Genomic DNA, 18,986 nt, shown 5'->3' with positions numbered 1-18,986 from the left:
ATCGCTATATCAATAGCCGATTTTATACATTATTCCAGATTTCCCAAGCCTTTTCAGCTTGTCCTTCCAACATTTTCAGCCCATTGCAAATAGAAGCTCCCTTGGATTCCCCTATCGATAGAAAACTGGTTTTTTCGGGGTTATAGATCAGATCGTACAACAAGTGCTGTGTTCCGATGTGATCATAGGGGATTGCAGGTTTATCCTCGATATTCGGGAAAGTTCCCAGTGGCGTACAATTGATGATCAAGGTAGTTTCTTTAATGATATCTTGGTCAAGTTCATCATAGGTGTATTGGCCGTTTTTCTTGCTACGGGAGACATAGGTGCTTTTGATTCCAAGTTCGTTGAGCACATATTGAACCGCCTTCGACGCCCCGCCGGTTCCCAATATCAATGCTTGGGCATGATGTGGCTTTAAATACGGTTCCAAAGATTTTTGAAAACCGTATGCATCGGTATTGAAGCCGATTAAACCTTCCTTTGAAAACTGAATGGTGTTTACGGCCCCTATTTGTTTTGCCTTTGGGTCGAGTTCATCTAAAAAAGGGATGATTTCTTGTTTGTAAGGAATGGTGACGTTTAGCCCTCGTATATCCCCTTGATTGAGCACATTCTTTACCTCTTCTATTTTTTGAAGGTCAAAGTTTTCGTAGCTGTGGTTCATCAATCCCAAATCGTTGAATTTTTGGGTAAAATAACCTTGCGAAAAGGAGTAGGAGATGTTTTTACCGAGAAGGCCGTATCTGTTCATTCTTTTTTCTGTTGTTGCCATACCAATCCAAAATTAATAATACCAAAATCCCCATTAAAATAAAAAGTATGGCCCACCATGTTTCAGCCTTCGCCATATCGGGGAAATAGCGTGTATAGTTTAGGATTATTTTATTTCCATTGGTATCCAAAATTGGATTATTGGCCGGATCCAACTTGAATATGGTTTTTTTCCAAGGCCATAAAACACCTAAGGAACCGGTAATGAAACCTAGTAAAACAGCTGTAGTGGTGGATTTGTAATGTTTTAATAAATAGCTCAATAAATGTGAAAATGTGACCAAGCCAGTAATTGATCCTAAGGTAAAAACTGCCAGAATTTTTAGGGTTCTGAGGCGTTCGGCATTGTTCAAAAAAGTGAAATCACCTGAGAACAGCTCTGAAAATGTATCGTACAGGGCATTGACGGAATCTACTAAAAGCAGCACGTAATTCCCCATCAATATCAAAATAAAGGAACCGGAAAGACCTGGAAGCGTCATTCCGGATACGCTCACGATACCACAAAAAAAGATGAATAAAAGATTGTCGTTTTCTTTTGCAGGGTTTAAAAAACTGATGGAAATACCAATAATAAGTCCAATAAGCCCGGCAGGAATGGTGCGTTTGTTCCATGGGGAAAAGTCTTTTCCAATATGATAAATGGATCCGATGACCATTCCAAAAAACGTGGCCCAAACAAATAGTTCATTGTGCTTTAAAAAGTAGTCCAGAATTCTAGAGACGCTAAAGTAGCTGACCAGCATTCCAAATATCAATAATCCTAGAAATTTGGCATTGATATACCGGAAAAAACTTCTAAATCTACCATTGAACAATAGCTTAAGTGCCTTTGAGTTCAATTTTTGAAGGGAATAGATGAACTCTTCATAAAAACCGGCAACAAAAGCTACAATACCGCCCGAAACACCCGGCACTTTATTGGCTGCCCCCATGCAGAGGCCTTTAATGACCAAAAAGAAGTTGTCCAGAATTGTTCTAGGTTGCTGCATGTGCCAAAAATGGGTTTTCCTTATTTTTTGGAAGCTAATCTTTCCAGGATAAAAATAAGTGAAAAACCTAGGATGGCTAATACAATGGCCAGCATTAATTTACTATCTCCCTCAAAAGCGCCGGGGAGTACGTTCATATCGTCCACAACAACGATTTTTTCACCAAAAGTCTTTGTCTCGAGAACCTTTTTCCACGGCCAAATTTTGTTCAATGATCCTAAGATGAACCCAGTCAACAAAGCCAACGTGATGTTTTTATAATGGTTGAACATCCATTTTAGGAGTCGGGCAAAGCTCAACAGGCCGAAAATTGCACCCAGTCCTACGGTCAAGATAATTTTGATGTCGCGTTCGTGAACGGCGTCCAAAATAGTTTTATAAGACCCCAACAGCACCAAGATGAAAGCTCCGGAAATACCGGGAAGAATCATGGCGCAAATGGCCAAAGCGCCTGATAGGAACAGATAGGGAAGATTGTCGGTATTGTCACTTGCGGGCAACTCCGTAATGAAAAACGCGAGCGCGGCACCCAAAATCAAAACAACTATGGAGCCTACTGTCCACTTTGTAATTTCCTTACCGACTAAAAATATCGATGCCACGACCAATCCAAAGAAAAAGGACCAAAGTAAAATGGGTTCGTTCTCCAAAAGCCAGCTCAGAAACTTTGCCAAAGAAAGCACGCTGATGAAAATTCCTAGGAACAGGGCCAATAAAAAGTTGCCGTTTACCTTGTTCCAAACAGCTTTTATCCCTTCTTTTCTTAAAACCGGAATGAGGGAAAGGTTGATGTTATTGATAGAGGTGATAAGCTCTTCATAAATCCCAGAAATAAAGGCGATGGTTCCTCCAGAGACCCCGGGGACCACATCGGCAGCACCCATGGCCATTCCTTTAAGGGTGATAAAAACGTAGTCCAGTATACGACGTGCTTGCATGAATTTGGATAAAATGTACCGGCTACTTGGCTGTTTTCCTAATTTTTGAAACCAGCGCTTTCACCCAATCGACTTCAGTGAATTCGGGGAATTCTTTTTCAAACTGTCGCAATTTACCAATATCCAGTTTCATGGCCTTGGATAAAATCTGTTTTGATTCGGCCAAGTCATCATTTTTTAAATGTAAGCCCGCCAATTTATAGGTGAGTTCACAATTGTCGGGGTAAAACTCCAATCCTTGGATCAGCACTTGGATGGCGGAATTGTAATCCCCGATTTTGTTAAGGACTTCGGCCCAGTTTTTCCATGTGGAGAGTTCGTAGTTCCCTAGGTCCACAGCTTGCTTATAGGCAAAATCGGCTTCGTCCCAGTTTTTAAGTGCGGCGTATATTTTACCGGATTTTTTCCAATACTTTGGGTTTTCACCATCAATATTTATTGCCTTGTTGATATAGTACAGCGCTTTCTCGTAGTTCTTTTGTCCAAAATGGAAATCGGTGATGGCCAACCATCCTTTATCCAACAAAGGGTCTTCGTGAACAGTATGATAGTAGTAGTATTTGGCCAAATCAAAGTTTCCCAGTTTTTCATGGCACTTGCCCAGTCGCAGAAATGCGTAGGATGTTGGGTCTTCGATGGATATGGTTGACTCATAATTTTCAATGGCCTCATTGTACCTTCCCAATTTTTCCAACACCTTGCCTTTTTCAAAATAAGCTCCGATAAAGGAATCGTCCGAAATCACGGCAAAGTCAAAAGCAGTCAATGCTTCGATATATAGCTTTTTGGCAAGGTACATTTTGCCCAATTGGTGCCATGCGACCTCGCAATAGGGGTTTCTGTCCAAATAATCGTTCAGGTAATAGATACTGCCATCAAAATCTTCCAAAAACTCAAAACAATACACCACGTTGTAAAGCGATGAATAATCTTCGTCATCAATTTCAACGCAGCGCATAAAGCTCAGTTTGGCTTGCTCGTAGTTGTCCATGAAAAGATATTCCATACCTAAAAGGGAATGGATGTCAAAGGAGTGGTCGGTGATATCCAAAGCTTCCAATAATAGATTTATGGCTTCTTGATGCTTGTCCTGTTTGGAACGGATATTGGCCCGTTGGATAAATACTTCCTCGTTTGCAGCATTGATGTTCTGAATCTCGTCCAGAAGTGTTTCCGCTGCTTCAAATTTGTCTTCGAAAGCCAAAACCTCTACTTGTAAAAGCTTAAGTTCCATGGAATTTGGATGTTGTTCCAAGCCAATCTGGATGGCCTTTTTCCCCAAAGAGATTTTGCCATTGTTCAAGTAGTGGTGAATGATTTCCTCAAAGTCCTCCGCATCAAAGAAATAGACGTCATCCGTCTTGAGCATGGACTCAAACTTACTAATGGATCTGTCTGGATATTCGTTAGATTCTAACGCCATAGGAACGTTTTTGGTTGAACTATGGACTTAAAATTAACCCTTTGAGCTACTCTTAAAGTCCATTTTAGGGGTATGTTATCAACAAATTAGTTAACAGTATCGGATTTATAGTTGTTTAAAATCCCAAGTATTTGGTCGCATCCTTCCTCAATTTCTTTCATGGAAATGGTTAGGGGAGGGGAGATTCTCACAGCTTTTGGCTCAAATAACAGCCAGAAAAGGATGAGTCCTTTTTTTGAGGCCTCGAGGACCAAATAGTCAGCTATTTCCTTGCTCTCCATAATCGGGGCAAGCATCAAACCTTTACCGCGTATTTCTTTTATTAGTGGATGTTGCAATAGATTTCGGAACAGTTTTTCCTTTTCCAGGGTTTGTGGGATAAGGTCTGTTTCGGTGATTTCTTTTAGGGTCGCCAAGCTTGCGGCTGCAATTACAGGATTGCCACCAAAAGTTGTGATGTGCCCAAATTTCGGTTTTTCTTTTAAATCGGCCATTAAATCGTGGGATGCCACAAAAGCTCCAACGGGAAGACCCGATGCCATGCCTTTTCCAATGACCAAGATGTCGGGCGGACAGTTAAAATGTTCAAAGGCGAACAATTTGCCTGTACGCCCAAAGCCTGGCTGTATTTCGTCAAGAATCAACAATGCGCCCATTTCGTTGCAGCGTTTCCGCACTTTTTCCAGATAACCGTTTTCCGGTAAAATAAAACCGGCCCCACCCTGAATGGTTTCCAAGACCACGGCGGCTGTTTTTTGGGTAATGTTTTTGATTTCTTCTTCCGTATTGAACTGAATGGAACGGATATCTGGAATCAATGGACGGAAGGCACTTTTACGCTCTTCCAGTCCCATTAGGCTCAAACTCCCCATGGTGTTGCCATGATAGGCATTTTTTGCGGCGATTACCTGTGAACGTCCGGTATGCCTACGTGCCAATTTAATGGCTCCTTCCATAGCTTCCGTACCTGAATTGACCAAATAGGTGGTATTTAAGTTTTCGGGAAGATGGGAGGCCAAGAGTTTGGAAAATTCCACGGCAGGCCTTTGAACATACTCCCCGTAGACCATAACGTGCATGTATTGGTCCACCTGTGTTTTGATGGCATCCACTACTTTGGGATGACTGTGTCCCAAACTGCAAGCCGATACACCTGCCACAAAATCCAAATGGGCATTGCCATCTTGATCATAGATGTAGCTCCCCTTGGCATGAGAAACCTCCAAGGCCAATGGATGTGGGGAGGTTTGGGCTTGGTATGTGAAAAAATCTTTTTTGGACATTATGGTGTCTGCGCTTTCTTTTGAACAGCGGTCTTTTTGGGTTTTACCGCCTTGTTGTTGGGTGCGTTGATGGGATCGTTCTGGTTGTTTTGTCGCTCGTTTTCCTCGGCATCAATATCTATAGGGTTGTCTATGCCCCTAATTTTTACCAGTTCGATAGTGTTGTCGTCTTCATCAAAAATTTCTTCTTTCGACCTTATCCGTTCATCGCCCCGCCAAACAAATCCTTTTAGTTTTCTGCTCTCTACGGGCAAATCGGTCTCGGGAAAGATATCCCCATCCGGATTTACAAAAAAGGTGATGTCCTCAATGTCGTTGTTGGCCATTAACAAACGTATTTTGCTACAAATGGTCTTGTCGATGCCAATCAGCTCTTCGTCATCATTGTATACATAGTAAATCACCTCGGTGTTCTGCACCAGGTCAATAATCTTCAATTCATTTTCTATGAACTTGCCAAAGAGGTTTTTTCCCTTTGCTTGATTGTAACCAGTTTTACTGATGGTATCCAAAGAAATAATGAAGGCATTTTCTATCACTTTGAGGGAGTCCAGTTTATCGGTCTCCATGTCGGATATCAAATGGATGCTATCTCCGGTAATCTGGTTGTCCACGTTCCATAAAATAGGGTTGGTGATCAGTTGGGTGATTCCTGTTCTTTCCTCAAAATGGATGGAATCGCACTTACCGCTTAAATCAGTTTTGTAAAACTTGGCGTTTCTGAAGGCTCTTAGAACTCGTTCTTCTTCCTTACCGGTGACCATTAAGGTGTCTCCATGCATGTATAGGGAATCTTTTTCTACCAAACTGATGGAAACCGCTCTTTTGGTCGCAAAAACGGAATCCTTGGCCTTGTGCACCTCTGCATAGTGAGCACGAATAACCCCATTATTGATGGTGTCCGTAATCTGAATATTGTTCGTGGCCGAAGCAAATTCCGAAGCTTTGTCGAAATAAAGGCTGTCTCCCTCGATTATTTTATTGTCGTAATCGATACGGGTGTTCTTAATGCCATATCCTTGTTCGATAGTAGTGTCATAAAAACCCCGCTCACAATAGATTTTGTATTCCTCTCCGGTAATGGTGGAAGGGCCGTACATATAGGCGTTCTTAGAGGTGGTGTAATAGTCCAACTGCTCCGAATCAATAATATAATCGGGATTGTCGATATGTACGTTACGCTGGAATTGATATTTTTTCGGGGTTATAAAGTAAGTACCCACTTTGCTAGTGAGCACATTAGCGGAGTCCACCACCTTTCCGCCCGAATTGTAATAGGCCAGTTGTTTCTCTCTATCAAAATAAAGGGTATCGGTGGTCAAGCGCATTTGCCCGTTGGTCAGGTCTACGTTCTCCCAAGCCTTGGCCAAACTGGTATTGCCGTCCCAATCCAGTTTTGCACTGTTCATTTCAATGGAGTCCCCTTGCTGCAAGCGAATGTTGCCAATGGCCTTTAAGCGGTTCTCTTCGGCATAAAAAATAGCAATATCACACCAAAGGTCTGCACCTTGATGTTCAAACTGTACCTGTCGCTCATCGTCCTTGCTAAAAATTGACGCACCTGGGAACTGGGCCTCATCTTTGGTGAAATTCGCCCCGTATACAATGTTGATCTGTCGACCACCTTGTTGAGGTTGTTGGTCCTGGGCAAAAACGCTAAATGCGAAAAGTGATAGAATGAGAAATGAAATGCTTTTCAAGTCCATAAAATTTTGCCCAAAAGTAGGGTTTTTAACGGAAGTGGCATACATCGTTTAGAAAGCTTTGGGATTTCTCTGCCAAATGGTTAGCCCCTTGTTTTTTATTTTCCGCGTTTAAGCGTTAAGGTAATTTGTCCGCAATGGTAAGTTGTGTGATATAAGATATGCCCTAATAGCCTGACTCTGGAAATAGTTCCGAAAAAAGGGGTGTCCAAGGTTTCCTTCCATTCCTTTTCCGATAGGTTTTCAACAAGGCCGTACAATACTTGGTAGCCGTCATCGATAAGTTTTTGACTTTCTTGCTTGTCGTAGACTTTTCCCGTGTCTTTTTGGCCCATGGTGGTATTTTCCACATCTGTTGGGAAACCTAGAAATTGGGCAAGCAGGTGCATAATCTCACCAATATGACGATAAATGAACCCGACGGATGCGGTGTCATCGTTCAACTTTAGAGCACTGTTTTCCTGTGTGATTTCGTTAAAGGTAAAATCACATGTTTTTTGGTTCTGTGCGATTAGGTCATTTAGAATGTCCTTGGTCATAGTACTTGACTTTTGGTCAATTTTCGTTTAAAACATATTAAAAATGAAACAACCAATCAGCCTTAAAAAGTATAAACTTACCTATGAATGGTCTGAAGTCTATCCGGTCCTACCGATACAATCTTTATGGGTACGTTTAACTGCTCTTCCAAAAAGGCAATGTAATCATTTAAGGTTGCAGGCAAATCCTCCGCTTTGGATAGTTTTGTAAGATTCTCGGACCAGCCCTTCATTTCAGTATAAACAGGGGTTACATATTCTTCCTCTATACTGTAAGGTAAATGCTGGATCTTCTCTCCTTTATATTGGTATGCAGTACAGACCTTTATGGTGTCAAAACCGCTAAGAACGTCGGCTTTCATCATCATCAGTTCTGTTACACCGTTAATTTGAACGGCATATTTCAAGGCAACCAAATCCAACCAACCGCAACGTCGGGGTCTTCCTGTTGTAGCACCAAATTCGTTGCCGACCTTGGCCATTGTGGCACCGTCTTCATCAAATAATTCGGTAGGGAAGGGGCCGCTTCCCACTCTGGTGGTATAGGCCTTGAAAATTCCCAACACATTTTTGATATTGTTGGGAGCAACACCCAAACCGGTACAGGCACCGGCAGCGGTAGTGTTTGACGATGTTACGAATGGATAGGTTCCAAAATCAATGTCCAACAGAGAGCCTTGTGCTCCCTCTGCCAATATTTTTTTGCCTTCGGTCTGAGCTTTAAAGATGTATTCTTCACTATCGATGAAGGTTAATTTTTTCAATCTTTCCACACCTTCGCAGAACTCGGCTTCCAATTCATCAAGGTTGTATTGGATGTCCACATTGTAAAAATCGATCATGGCTTCGTGCTTGTCGGCCAAAGCCCTATATTTAGTTTTCCAATCGTCGAACTCCAAATCGCCTACGCGCATACCGTTTCGGCCGGTTTTGTCCATGTATGTCGGTCCAATACCTTTTAAGGTGGAACCGATTTTTGCCTTCCCTTTGGAAGCCTCGGAAGCGGCATCCAACAACCGGTGGGTGGGCAATATTAAATGTGCTTTTCTTGATATAAAGAGCTTGGTTTCGATGTCTATATTGAATTTCTCCAAATTATCGAGCTCCTTTTTAAATATCACAGGGTCGATTACGACTCCGTTGCCTACCACATTGATGGCATTTTTATGAAATATTCCGGACGGAATGGTGTGCAAAACGTGTTTTATACCATCAAATTCCAAAGTGTGCCCTGCATTTGGACCTCCTTGAAATCTGGCGATAATATCGTATTCCTTGGTCAGTACATCAACAATTTTTCCTTTTCCTTCGTCTCCCCATTGGAGTCCAAGCAATAAATCTACCATGTAATATGTGGGTTATTCAGTTAGGTTTTTTTCTTTGTTTCGGGTTCCGTAGAAGTATAATGAGTGGTTACTGATCTTTATGTCAAAGACCTCCTCAATGGTTTTTTTGATGGATTGAATGCGCGGGTCACAAAACTCTACAACCTCGCCGGTATCGGTCAGTATCACGTGATCGTGCTGGCGGTCAAAATAGGACTTTTCGTACTGGGCCTGATTTTTTCCAAATTGGTGCTTTCGAACCAACTTACATTCCAATAAAAGTTCGATGGTATTGTAAAGTGTTGCACGACTCACCCTATAATTCTTGGTTTTCATTTTAATGTAAAGGGATTCTACATCAAAATGATCGTCGCTTTCATAAATTTCCTGTAAAATGGCGTAGCGTTCAGGGGTCTTGCGGTGTCCTTTTTCCTCAAGATAGGCCGTGAACACGTTTTTTACAATTTCCTGATTTTTATTGTTTCCCATGGCTTTCTACCTATGCTAATGCACAAAGGTACAGTTAAAAATTAAATTCTGGTCACTTTATCTATACCTTCGACCTGCTTTAAATTGTTCATCAGCCGTTGTAGGATATTATTGTTTTTTACCACGAGCGTAATTTTCCCCTTAAAGGTTCCGCCGTCCGCACTAAAATTGAGGTTCCTCATATTTACGTGCATATTTTCCGAAATAATTTTGGTGATATCCTTTACCAGCCCCATGTTGTCGATGCCCGTGATTTGGATGTCGACGGAAAATTCTTCTTGAGAGGAATCTATCCATTTGGCACTAATGATGCGGTAGGCATAGTTGGATTGAAGTGAAATAGCATTGGGACAGTTCTTTTTATGGACCTTGATACCATCGTTTACACTTACGAAGCCAAATACTTCGTCCCCAGGTATGGGGTTGCAACATTGGGACAATTTATAGTTGAGCCTTTCTTCCTCTTTACCAAAAACAAGCAGATCGTATTTGGTGGTAATCTCATTTCTATCAACATCTTTTGGAGCAGGACTTTTACGTATCCTGTTTTTGAAGAAATTGATAAATGCGTTGTGATAGGACGAAGAGAAATCTTTCAACTTGTCGTTGTCGATAACCCCGATACCAACCCGATAGAAAAGGTCCAAACTGGTTTTTAGTTTGAAAAAGGTCACCAATTTGTTCACGGTATCCTCGTTCAGGTTAATTTTCTGTGCCTTGAGTTTACGGCGTAGAATTTCCTTCCCTTCTTCGGCGACTTCTTTTTTCTCCTCGCTCAAGGATGATTTTATCTTGGAGCGGGCGCGGGCCGTTTCTGCATAATCCAACCATGTCTGGGTGGGTTTGGCACTTTCGGAGGTGATGATCTCAACCTGATCGCCACTTCTTAGTTTTGTTCCCAGTGGTACCAGTTTTCCATTGACCTTGGCCCCTCGGGTCTTCATCCCAATTTCCGTATGGATGTTGAAAGCGAAATCCAACGCTGTCGCACCCTTCGGCATCGATTTTAAATCTCCTTTTGGAGTGAATACGAATATTTCTTTGGAGTATAGGTTGAGCTTAAATTCCTCCACAAAATCAACTGCGTTGCCATTGGCGCTTTCCAATGCCTCCTGTAATTTGTTTAGCCACTCCTCGATACCTTGCTCTTTTTGCGCTCCGTGCTTGTATTTAAAGTGGGCGGCATATCCTTTTTCGGCAATCTCGTGCATGCGCTCACTTCGAATCTGAACCTCTACCCATTTGCCCTTGGGGCCCATAACGGTAATGTGGAGCGCTTCGTAACCCGTAGATTTTGGCGAGGTAATCCAGTCGCGTAAACGGATAGGGTTGGGAGTAAAGTGGTCGGTAACAATGGAATATATTTTCCAGGCAAGGAATTTTTCGTTTTTCTTGTCGGATTTATAGATAATTCGGATGGCGAACTTGTCGTAGACTTCATCAAAAGAGACATTTTGTGCCTTCATTTTTCTACGAATAGAAAAAATGGACTTCATCCTGCCCTTGATAAAATAATTAAGGCCTTCTTTGTCCAACGATGTCCTGATCACATTGGAAAAATCCTCGATATAGGCAAGGCTCTCCTCTTCCGTATCCTCGATTTTGGCGTAAATGTCGTTGTAGACCTCTGGCTCCGTATACTTTAGGGAAAGGTCCTCCAAATGGGTTTTGATGTTGTACAGCCCAATTCTGTGAGCCAACGGCGCATAGATGTAGAGGGTTTCCGAAGCAATCTTCACCTGTTTGTGCTCAGGCATGGAATCCATGGTGAGCATATTGTGGTAACGGTCGGCTATCTTGATGATGATTACCCGGACATCATCATGTAGGGTCAGCAGCATTTTTCTGAAATTCTCTGCTTGCTGACTTATATCTTTATCTTTCTTGAGATGCGCAATCTTGGTCAACCCATCCACAATTCGGGCAACTGTCTCCCCGAACATCCGTTCAATATCGGCCAAGGTATAAACAGTGTCCTCAACGACATCGTGGAGCAGGGCAGATGCAATGGAAACGGCATCGAGACCAATTTCCGAAGCTACGATCTTAGCTACGGCAATGGGATGGAAGATATAGGCTTCCCCGGATTTCCTTCGTTGGTCCTTATGGGCGTCCACGGCCACATCAAATGCGGAACGAATCAACTTCTTGTCCTCGTCCGTCAATGTTTGGTAGCTTATGCGAAGTAATTCCTTGTACTGCTTCGCAATCTCCTTGTTCTCTTTTTCAATAGCAGCCTCTGTCATAGTATATTAAATTTACTATAATCTTATTATCTAAACAACAAAAACTATGCCTTTAGGTTTCGGATACGTTCCACTAAAGGGGGGTGTGAATAATGTACGAATACGTAAGCTGGGTGAGGTGTTAAATTGCTCAAACTCTTTTTGGACAACTTTTTTAAGGAAGAGACCAAAGGGGTTGCCGCAAAAGTATTTTTCGCAAAGTCATCCGCCTGAAATTCGAATTTTCGGGATAAATAGTTCATAATCAATCCAGTGACTTCGGATATTGGACTGTATAACAATGCAAACCCGACCAGGGCAGCATGGAAACTTGGGGTGGAGACCCCAATGGCCAAGGATATTTCTGGATGGTTGATGAACAATGAAAGAACGAACAACGTCAAACCTGTGGTCAATAGCGAAACTACAAGATTTACAATGATATGGTTACGTTTGTAATGACCTACTTCGTGAGCCAATACAGCCACAATTTCATCTTCGCTAAGGTCGTTGATCAAGGTGTCGAACAAAGTGATTCTTTTCTCTTTCCCGAAACCTGAAAAATAGGCATTTGCCTTGGTGGACCTTTTAGAACCATCGATCACAAATATATTTTGAAGCTCGAAACCTACCTTTTGCGCATAGTTTTCAATCGAACTTTTTAAGCTTCCATCCTCAAGCGGTGTTTGTTTGTTGAACAATGGCACGATCAAGCGGCTATAGAATAAGTTGATGAACAAAATGAAGATTCCAACGGCAATCCACGCATAGATCCAAAAATTGGCCCCTGTAGATTGGTAGAACAACATGAACAATGTCAAAATACCTCCTCCAAGAACAACGGTTAGGATGCTGCCCTTTATTTTATCGGAGAAAAAGGTGGATTTTGTGGTTTTGTTGAAACCATATTCTTCTTCAATCACAAAAGTGCGGTAATAGGAAAAGGGGAGTCCCAAAATAGCGCTTCCCAACATAATGATTCCGAAGAAAATCAATGCCATAGGAATACTGTCCTGCGTGATGGAACGCGTAAGTTGGTCTACCCATTCAAAACCTCCAAAAGCAAGAAAGCAGATGGTCAGAATCAGTGAAAAGCCATCTGAAATGACTCCAAATTTATAATTGATTTTCTTGTATTGTTGCGATTTTTGATATTCCTGTTCATCAAACACATCGGCAAGCTCAGGTGGCAATGTAGATTTGAAACGCTTGGCATTCAGGTATTCCAAGTACTGGTGAACCAAGTATTGGACCACAAGAATGGCCAGAATGACATAAAAAAGGATGTTTTTTTCCATAGCTTAAAATCCGCGCTGGCGCTTCGCCTCAAATATAAGTATTGCAGCGGATACCGAAACATTCATGGAATCTATTTCTCCTTGCATCGGTATAATTATGTTTTGGTCGGAATTTTGAAGCCATTTTTCTGTTAATCCGGTGGCCTCCGTACCCATTACAAGGGCGGAAGCGGCTTTAAAATCGCAATCCACATAATTTTTGGAAGCGGTAAGTGCAGCACAGTAAATTTTGATTTGGTTGGTTTGTAAAAAATCAATGATTTCGTCCGTGGTTCCCACGCCAATCTGGTTGGTAAAAAGACAACCGACGCTGGAACGGATAATGTTTGGACTATATAGGTCTGATTTGGGATTTGCTATTAAAACGGCATCTACGGATGCGGCGTCGGCAGTACGCAACAATGCACCGATATTACCTGGTTTTTCTGGGGCTTCGGCCACCAGCACCAAAGGTGTTTTGTCTTTGAAAACGATGTTTGCCAGCGCATGGTCTTTGGAACGCATCAAACCCATGATGCCTTCGGTGGTACCCCGATGTGCAATTTTACCGTAAACACTTTCGGAAACTTGGATAATTTCTTGGTCGGAAGTCTTGGTAAAAGCATTAACGGAGCTGGAACCCATCAGTTCTGGACAATAGAGAAGCGTTTGCAAAGCATAGCCTCCCTTTTGCGCCAATTCCAGCTCCCGTTGTCCTTCCACAACAAAAAGGCCCGTTTTTTTTCGTTCACGGGACTTTTCTTTGAGTTGCAGAATCTTTTTTACCAAGGGATTCTGGGCACTGCTGATGAATTTAGCTTCCATACTGGGTAAAAATAGCCATTCCTGTAATTATAAAAAGGGCTTTTCGACCAACTGGTAAAATTTAATCCATGAACAAATTAACCATCCTATTACTTTTTATTGGCCTAACCGCCTGTAAACAAAATCCCAAAACAGAAAAAAATGAAACGCCAGTTCAGCAGGAAATGGTGGTTGACGAAGCTGTTTATCCTGATGCCTTGACGAAAGTTTTTGATGCACATGGAGGTTTGAAAAAATGGAAATCACAACGAACAGTATCCTTTGTGCTGCCAAAACCAAACCAATCCGAAACCCATACCATTGATTTATGGACCCGAAAGGACAGAATTGACACGGAACAATTTTCGATGGGTTTCGACGGGGAACAAGCTTGGTTATTAGATGAAGCGGGCAATTACGAGGGCGACGCTGGCTTTTATCATAATTTGATGTTTTATTTCTTCGCTATGCCCTTTGTGTTGTCCGATGATGGCATCCTATATTCTGCTACCGAAGATTTGGAATATGAAGGCAAAAAATACCCCGGTCTGCAAATAGCCTATGAATCAGGTGTTGGTGCTTCATCCAAAGATGAATATTTCATCCATTTTGATGCAGATACCCACCAGATGGCTTGGTTGGGTTATACCGTAACCTACCGTTCCGGGGAAAGTTCGGACAATGTAAAATGGATTCGCTATGATGACTGGCAAGAAGTGAACGGATTAGCACTTCCAAAATCCATCACATGGCATAATTATGAGGGAAGAAAGATATTGGAACCGGCAAGCACGGTCAATTTTGAAGAAGTTATGCTGAGTGGCGATGCCAAACCTGAAACATTTTACGAAAAACCAGAAAATGGGGAGTACGTTCCCATTAAAATGAATTAATTCGCGAAAACAAAAACGGCGCTCATTAGAGCGCCGTTTTTTATTTGGAAAAATCTATTGTCCTTCTTTTTCTCTTTCGTATTTGCCCATGTACCGTTTCCAAAGTTCGGTCTGGTGGGTTTCCAATGAAACGTCCCTGCCATCGATGTAGGCTTTGGTAAGTTTGTTGGTCCTCATGTCCAAGGCATCACCTTCGGAGATAAACAATGTGGCACTTTTACCTTCTTCCAAAGTTCCGTACATGTCATCAATTCCAAGAATTTTGGCCGTATTTCCGGTTATTAATTGGAGTGCGGTTTCTTTGTCCAATCCCTGAGCTACGGTTTGTCCTGCATAAAAAGCAAGGTTGCGTACCTGGAAATTGGCAGCGTCCTCATTTTGCAATCCGACCAAAAGGCCAGCATCGACCAATAATTTTGGCAATTTATAAGTAATGTCGTAATCATCGTCTTCAAAACTTGGCAATGCATGTGTGCGTTCTACCAATACGGGAATATTGTGTTCTTTAAGTAGGTCCACAATTTTATTGGCTCTATATCCACCAACGATTACTACGTTTTTAACACCCATTTCCTTGGCCATTGTCACGGCATCGGTCATTTCTTTTTCACCGTCTGCATGGATGTACAAGCGCTGGGAACCATCGAACAAGCCTTGCATGGCGGCAAATGGCAAGTTTTTTTCATCTTCACTGGCTTTTCCGTAGGCAATGGAATTTTGGAAGAACATTTCAATGTCCGCCATTTCCTTGCCGTACTCTTTGTTTGGAATAAATCCTCTTTCTTCGCCAGCCCACCAACGGCCTCTTCTGAAAAAGTTCGGCCAGTTCATATGGATGCCATCATCTGTTTTGACTGCTGCATCTTCCCAGTTCCAAGCATCGAACTGAACAATGCTGGAAGTTCCCGATATGGTTCCTCCAACAGGGGTTACCTGTCCGATAAGTACACCATTTGGGCGCATGCTTTCCACTACTTTGGACTCTGCATTGTAAGCGATCAAACTGCGAACGTGTGGAATCATTTCGCCGATTTCGTCCTGGTCGTCACTGGCCCTAACGGCATCTACCTCTACCAAACCAAGGGATTTGGACGGAGCGATAAAACCTGGATACACGTGTTTTCCTTCGGCATTGATCATGGTCCCAACTGTCGGGGCCATCAAACCTGCACCGATAGCGGTAATTTTACCATCCTTAAAAATGATGGTACAGTTCTCTATCACCTCTCCATTGCCGATATGGGCCGTGGCACCGATTATGGCTATTTGTTCGGATTGAGGCGGGGCAGGGGTCTGCTGTGCGTTCAATGAAACCCCAAAAACAATTGCTATGATTAAAAATATTTTCTTCATGATCTATTTTTTAAAGGGTGTCACAATTAAATTCTTCTTTCTTGCTTTGGACAGGGGTCTTGGATTTTCCACCCTTTTTGTTATCGTTCAGCATCATTCCAATCAACTGGTTACGTTCCTTTTTGATGGATTCCCTGAGCATTTTGTCTTTTTCGAGATCAAAATATACTTTTCCTTCGATCAAGGTTTTTTCAGCTTTTGCGTAAACGGATAGCGGATGATCGCTCCATAGCACAATATCGGCATCCTTTCCTTCTTCAATACTTCCAACGCGGTCGTCCAAGTGAAGTAGTTTGGCCGGGTTCAGCGTGACCATTTTCCAAGCTTCAATTTCTGACATGCCTCCGTATTTGACGGTCTTGCCCGCTTCTTGGTTCAATCTTCTGGACATTTCGGCATCATCACTGTTGATGGCAACCGTCACACCTTGACTGCTCATGATGGCAGCATTGTAGGGAATAGCGTCGTTCACTTCGTATTTGTAGGCCCACCAGTCACTAAATGTACCGCCACCAACACCGTGTTCGGCCATTTTATCGGCAACTTTATAGCCTTCCAAAATATGGGTAAATGTATTGACACGGAAGCCGAATTTTTCGGCGACCTTCATCATCATATTGATTTCGCTCTGCACATAAGAGTGGCATGAGATAAAACGTTCTCCGTTCAAGATTTCGGCCAATGTCTCCATTTCCTCATCATGGCGGTATGGTTCGCCGCTCTTTTTCTTTTCATCATATTCCTTGGCACGCTGGAAGTAGTCGGTATACACCTGTTCAACTCCCATTCTTGTCTGTGGGAAACGTGAGTAGCTGCCCCAGTTGGACTGCTTTACATTCTCTCCCAAAGCAAACTTGATGAACTTGGGTGAGTTGTCAAATACCATATCTTCGGCACTTTCTCCCCATTTCATTCGTATAATGGCGGATTGCCCGCCAATCGGGTTGGCTGAACCGTGCAACAACTGGGCAGTGGTAACACCTCCCGCCAAATCTCGGTAAATGGCAACGTCTTTTGGGTCGATCACATCTTCCATACGCACTTCGGCAGATGAATTGTGCCCCCCTTCGTTAATGGCCAATGCTGCAATGTGGGTGTGCTCGTCAATAATTCCAGCCGTTAAGTGTTTGCCGGTGGCATCAACAACTGTTGCTCCTCCGGCTCTTAGGTCTTTTCCAATTTTGGAAATTTCCCCGTTTTTGATCAGTACATCTGTATTCTCCAAAATGCTCTCACCGGTCCAGACCGTTGCGTTTTTGAACAAAATACTTTCCTGTTTGGGTTTTTCTTTAAAACCGTAACCTACATTTGGATAGGTAACGGCCATAAGCTGTGGCTTTTCCGCGGTTTCATCTTCTTCGGCTTTTTCTTCGAAGGGAGATGTCTTGGTCATTGTAGCCGTAGTTTCATCTCCATTGGGAAGAACTGCAGTGCCTTTTATGCTATTGGCACCCGGCATAACCTGTGCTACCCATCGGTAAGAACCGATATTGTCCTCACTAAAAGAAATATTGAGCCAGTCAGCCGAATAATCGATTTTGGAATCAACCTTCTCTTCTCCTTTTTTGATTTCGGCCTTTGGTTTATCAGCATCGCCGGTCAAGGAAACTTTATAAGTAGTTCCATTGACGGCAAGGTCGTAATCACCTCTAATATCGATTACGTCCATGCTCTCCACAATATTCTTGGTTCCTTGTACCCAGTTCTCATAAAGAGTAGTCCCTTTGTCGAAGATATCGCCTGAGGTAATCAGGAAATTGGCTTGGCTACCAGGTTGCAATGACCCTATTTCATTGGATTTACCCAATATTGAAGCAGGGATTGTGGTAAGGGCCTCTAGTGCTTTGGTTTCAGGAAGACCATAAGTAATAGCCTTCATTATTTTGTCTTTTAGGTCTTTTGGAGACTTGAGTCCGTGGAGGGTGATGGAAAACTCGACACCGTTGTCCGCCAACACTTTTGGGTTGGAGGGCGCCAAGTTCCAATGTCTCATATCTTTTAAAGCAATATATTTTGCTTGATAAGGATTAGATACATCAAACGCATCCGGGAAATTAACGGGTAGGATCAATTTGGCATTGGTAGCTTTGATTTCATCTATACGCTCATACTCATCTCCACCACCTAAAATGGTGTACTGTATTCCAAAAAGGTCACCGATTTTATCGGCTCTCAATACGTTGCCATTATCACCGGCAACATAAATCTGGGTTAGTCCTTTATTGGCAATAAGTGCTTCCAAAGAACGATCTTTGGTGTTCACATTACCCTTGCTGTACCAATCCATATCATAATATACCTGTCTCATCAGGGCCATGGCCCCCATCAAGGAACCTGGGTAAGATTGTCTGGATGCTTGGCTTTTCTCAAAAGAAAAGTATTGGGCCGATTTATCGGAAAGGATACGTTGGGCCTCGGAAGCTTCGTCGTTTAAAGCGACCAAAACTCCTGTTCCTCTGGCGATACCATCCTCAATATGGGCATTGATGGTTCCAAAACCGGCATTTCTCAACTCCTCGGCCTGTTTTTTATCATACTCAAAACTGCTGATGGCGTCGTTTTCCGGCATAATGTGGTCGTTCCAATAAAACCCTTCCCTGGATGGACCATATTGTGCAGACCTTCCTCCGCCACTGGCTTCTTTAGGAAGTTTTACCCCAAAACCGGATAGCACATCGATAAACGAGGGGTAAATGGATTTACCGCTCATATCCTCGACAATTGCATTTTTTGGGATGTTTACGGATTTACCAACTTGTACTACTTTACCGTTCTGAATCAGCAAAGTACCCTTGTTGATAATTTGGGTCGGGGTTACATAGATCTTGGCATTGGTAAATGCCGTGTAATTGTTGTTTTTCTTTGCCTTTACACCGTCATTGATTGGAAAGTAATCCTGTGCAAACAAAGAAACGCTGCCTACAAAGAACAGCAGCGCTAAAAGTTTAAGTTTCATAAGGTTTGAATT

Annotated in this window: 15 protein-coding genes; 1 reads left to right on the top strand and 14 read right to left on the bottom strand. The window is 42.5% G+C overall.

The window, feature by feature from the left end; genetic code table 11:
* Positions 1-22: 22 nt before the first annotated feature.
* From J0656_RS06360 to J0656_RS06305, 12 genes are all read right to left on the bottom strand, one after another.
* On the bottom strand, positions 23-775 hold the full coding sequence (locus tag J0656_RS06360; protein WP_207032379.1) for a shikimate dehydrogenase family protein: 753 nt from the start codon (positions 773-775) through the stop codon (positions 23-25).
* Positions 729-1,766 (bottom strand): DUF368 domain-containing protein, encoded by a 1,038-nt coding sequence (locus J0656_RS06355; protein WP_207032378.1) that lies wholly within the window; start codon positions 1,764-1,766, stop codon positions 729-731. Before J0656_RS06355 ends, J0656_RS06360 begins: the two co-directional genes overlap by 47 nt.
* 20 nt (positions 1,767-1,786) lie before the next feature.
* The gene (locus J0656_RS06350) at positions 1,787-2,704 is read right to left on the bottom strand and encodes a polyprenyl-phosphate transporter (RefSeq protein WP_207032376.1); all 918 of its coding nucleotides are present in this window, start codon (positions 2,702-2,704) and stop codon (positions 1,787-1,789) included.
* A gap of 22 nt (positions 2,705-2,726) precedes the next feature.
* Positions 2,727-4,127, bottom strand: coding sequence for a tetratricopeptide repeat protein (locus J0656_RS06345; protein ID WP_207032375.1), 1,401 nt, complete (start codon positions 4,125-4,127; stop codon positions 2,727-2,729).
* An 86-nt stretch (positions 4,128-4,213) separates the two neighbouring features.
* Complete coding sequence (locus J0656_RS06340; protein WP_207032373.1) at positions 4,214-5,410, bottom strand: aspartate aminotransferase family protein; 1,197 nt, start codon at positions 5,408-5,410, stop codon at positions 4,214-4,216.
* Positions 5,410-7,116, bottom strand: a complete 1,707-nt coding sequence (locus J0656_RS06335) for an OstA-like protein (protein ID WP_207032372.1) — start codon at positions 7,114-7,116, stop codon at positions 5,410-5,412. The genes J0656_RS06340 and J0656_RS06335 overlap by 1 nt, the downstream gene beginning before the upstream one ends.
* Before the next feature lie 95 nt (positions 7,117-7,211).
* On the bottom strand, positions 7,212-7,652 hold the full coding sequence (locus J0656_RS06330) for a DinB family protein (protein ID WP_207032371.1): 441 nt from the start codon (positions 7,650-7,652) through the stop codon (positions 7,212-7,214).
* 77 nt (positions 7,653-7,729) lie between these two features.
* Complete coding sequence (locus J0656_RS06325; protein ID WP_207032370.1) at positions 7,730-8,998, bottom strand: adenylosuccinate synthase; 1,269 nt, start codon at positions 8,996-8,998, stop codon at positions 7,730-7,732.
* A 12-nt stretch (positions 8,999-9,010) separates the two neighbouring features.
* Positions 9,011-9,466 (bottom strand): Fur family transcriptional regulator, encoded by a 456-nt coding sequence (locus J0656_RS06320; protein WP_207032369.1) that lies wholly within the window; start codon positions 9,464-9,466, stop codon positions 9,011-9,013.
* Between the two features lie 41 nt (positions 9,467-9,507).
* Positions 9,508-11,712 (bottom strand): RelA/SpoT family protein, encoded by a 2,205-nt coding sequence (locus tag J0656_RS06315; RefSeq protein WP_207032368.1) that lies wholly within the window; start codon positions 11,710-11,712, stop codon positions 9,508-9,510.
* A 44-nt stretch (positions 11,713-11,756) separates the two neighbouring features.
* Positions 11,757-12,989: a M48 family metallopeptidase gene (locus J0656_RS06310; RefSeq protein WP_207032367.1), complete on the bottom strand. Its 1,233-nt coding sequence runs from the start codon at positions 12,987-12,989 to the stop codon at positions 11,757-11,759.
* Between the two features lie 3 nt (positions 12,990-12,992).
* Positions 12,993-13,793 carry a TrmH family RNA methyltransferase gene (locus J0656_RS06305; protein WP_207032365.1) on the bottom strand — a complete coding sequence of 267 codons (801 nt, stop codon included), beginning with the start codon at positions 13,791-13,793 and terminating at the stop codon, positions 12,993-12,995.
* A gap of 68 nt (positions 13,794-13,861) precedes the next feature.
* Here J0656_RS06305 and J0656_RS06300 point away from each other — a divergent pair, with 68 nt between their 5' ends.
* Positions 13,862-14,665 (top strand): DUF6503 family protein, encoded by an 804-nt coding sequence (locus J0656_RS06300; RefSeq protein ID WP_207032362.1) that lies wholly within the window; start codon positions 13,862-13,864, stop codon positions 14,663-14,665.
* A 54-nt stretch (positions 14,666-14,719) separates the two neighbouring features.
* Here J0656_RS06300 and J0656_RS06295 read toward each other — a convergent pair whose 3' ends face one another.
* Both J0656_RS06295 and J0656_RS06290 read right to left on the bottom strand, forming a co-directional pair.
* Positions 14,720-16,018 carry an amidohydrolase family protein gene (locus J0656_RS06295; RefSeq protein WP_207032361.1) on the bottom strand — a complete coding sequence of 433 codons (1,299 nt, stop codon included), beginning with the start codon at positions 16,016-16,018 and terminating at the stop codon, positions 14,720-14,722.
* Between the two features lie 10 nt (positions 16,019-16,028).
* The gene (locus tag J0656_RS06290) at positions 16,029-18,974 is read right to left on the bottom strand and encodes an amidohydrolase family protein (RefSeq protein WP_207032360.1); all 2,946 of its coding nucleotides are present in this window, start codon (positions 18,972-18,974) and stop codon (positions 16,029-16,031) included.
* Positions 18,975-18,986: the final 12 nt, after the last annotated feature.

This window comes from Flagellimonas aurea (genome assembly GCF_017313785.1).
In the GTDB taxonomy this organism is placed as follows: domain Bacteria; phylum Bacteroidota; class Bacteroidia; order Flavobacteriales; family Flavobacteriaceae; genus Flagellimonas; species Flagellimonas aurea.
This window is presented reverse-complemented; position numbering and strand designations above follow the sequence as displayed.

What these genes read in the sequence shown, in the direction of transcription:
- J0656_RS06330 (WP_207032371.1), bottom strand. Translation starts at nt 7,652, where the DNA reads ATGACCAAGGACATTCTAAATGACCTAATCGCACAGAACCAAAAAACA.
- J0656_RS06350 (WP_207032376.1), bottom strand. Translation starts at nt 2,704, where the DNA reads ATGCAAGCACGTCGTATACTGGACTACGTTTTTATCACCCTTAAAGGA.
- J0656_RS06360 (WP_207032379.1), bottom strand. Translation starts at nt 775, where the DNA reads ATGGCAACAACAGAAAAAAGAATGAACAGATACGGCCTTCTCGGTAAA.
- J0656_RS06295 (WP_207032361.1), bottom strand. Translation starts at nt 16,018, where the DNA reads ATGAAGAAAATATTTTTAATCATAGCAATTGTTTTTGGGGTTTCATTG.
- J0656_RS06305 (WP_207032365.1), bottom strand. Translation starts at nt 13,793, where the DNA reads ATGGAAGCTAAATTCATCAGCAGTGCCCAGAATCCCTTGGTAAAAAAG.
- J0656_RS06340 (WP_207032373.1), bottom strand. Translation starts at nt 5,410, where the DNA reads ATGTCCAAAAAAGATTTTTTCACATACCAAGCCCAAACCTCCCCACAT.
- J0656_RS06310 (WP_207032367.1), bottom strand. Translation starts at nt 12,989, where the DNA reads ATGGAAAAAAACATCCTTTTTTATGTCATTCTGGCCATTCTTGTGGTC.
- J0656_RS06345 (WP_207032375.1), bottom strand. Translation starts at nt 4,127, where the DNA reads ATGGCGTTAGAATCTAACGAATATCCAGACAGATCCATTAGTAAGTTT.
- J0656_RS06325 (WP_207032370.1), bottom strand. Translation starts at nt 8,998, where the DNA reads ATGGTAGATTTATTGCTTGGACTCCAATGGGGAGACGAAGGAAAAGGA.
- J0656_RS06335 (WP_207032372.1), bottom strand. Translation starts at nt 7,116, where the DNA reads ATGGACTTGAAAAGCATTTCATTTCTCATTCTATCACTTTTCGCATTT.
- J0656_RS06355 (WP_207032378.1), bottom strand. Translation starts at nt 1,766, where the DNA reads ATGCAGCAACCTAGAACAATTCTGGACAACTTCTTTTTGGTCATTAAA.
- J0656_RS06315 (WP_207032368.1), bottom strand. Translation starts at nt 11,712, where the DNA reads ATGACAGAGGCTGCTATTGAAAAAGAGAACAAGGAGATTGCGAAGCAG.
- J0656_RS06320 (WP_207032369.1), bottom strand. Translation starts at nt 9,466, where the DNA reads ATGGGAAACAATAAAAATCAGGAAATTGTAAAAAACGTGTTCACGGCC.
- J0656_RS06300 (WP_207032362.1), top strand. Translation starts at nt 13,862, where the DNA reads ATGAACAAATTAACCATCCTATTACTTTTTATTGGCCTAACCGCCTGT.
- J0656_RS06290 (WP_207032360.1), bottom strand. Translation starts at nt 18,974, where the DNA reads ATGAAACTTAAACTTTTAGCGCTGCTGTTCTTTGTAGGCAGCGTTTCT.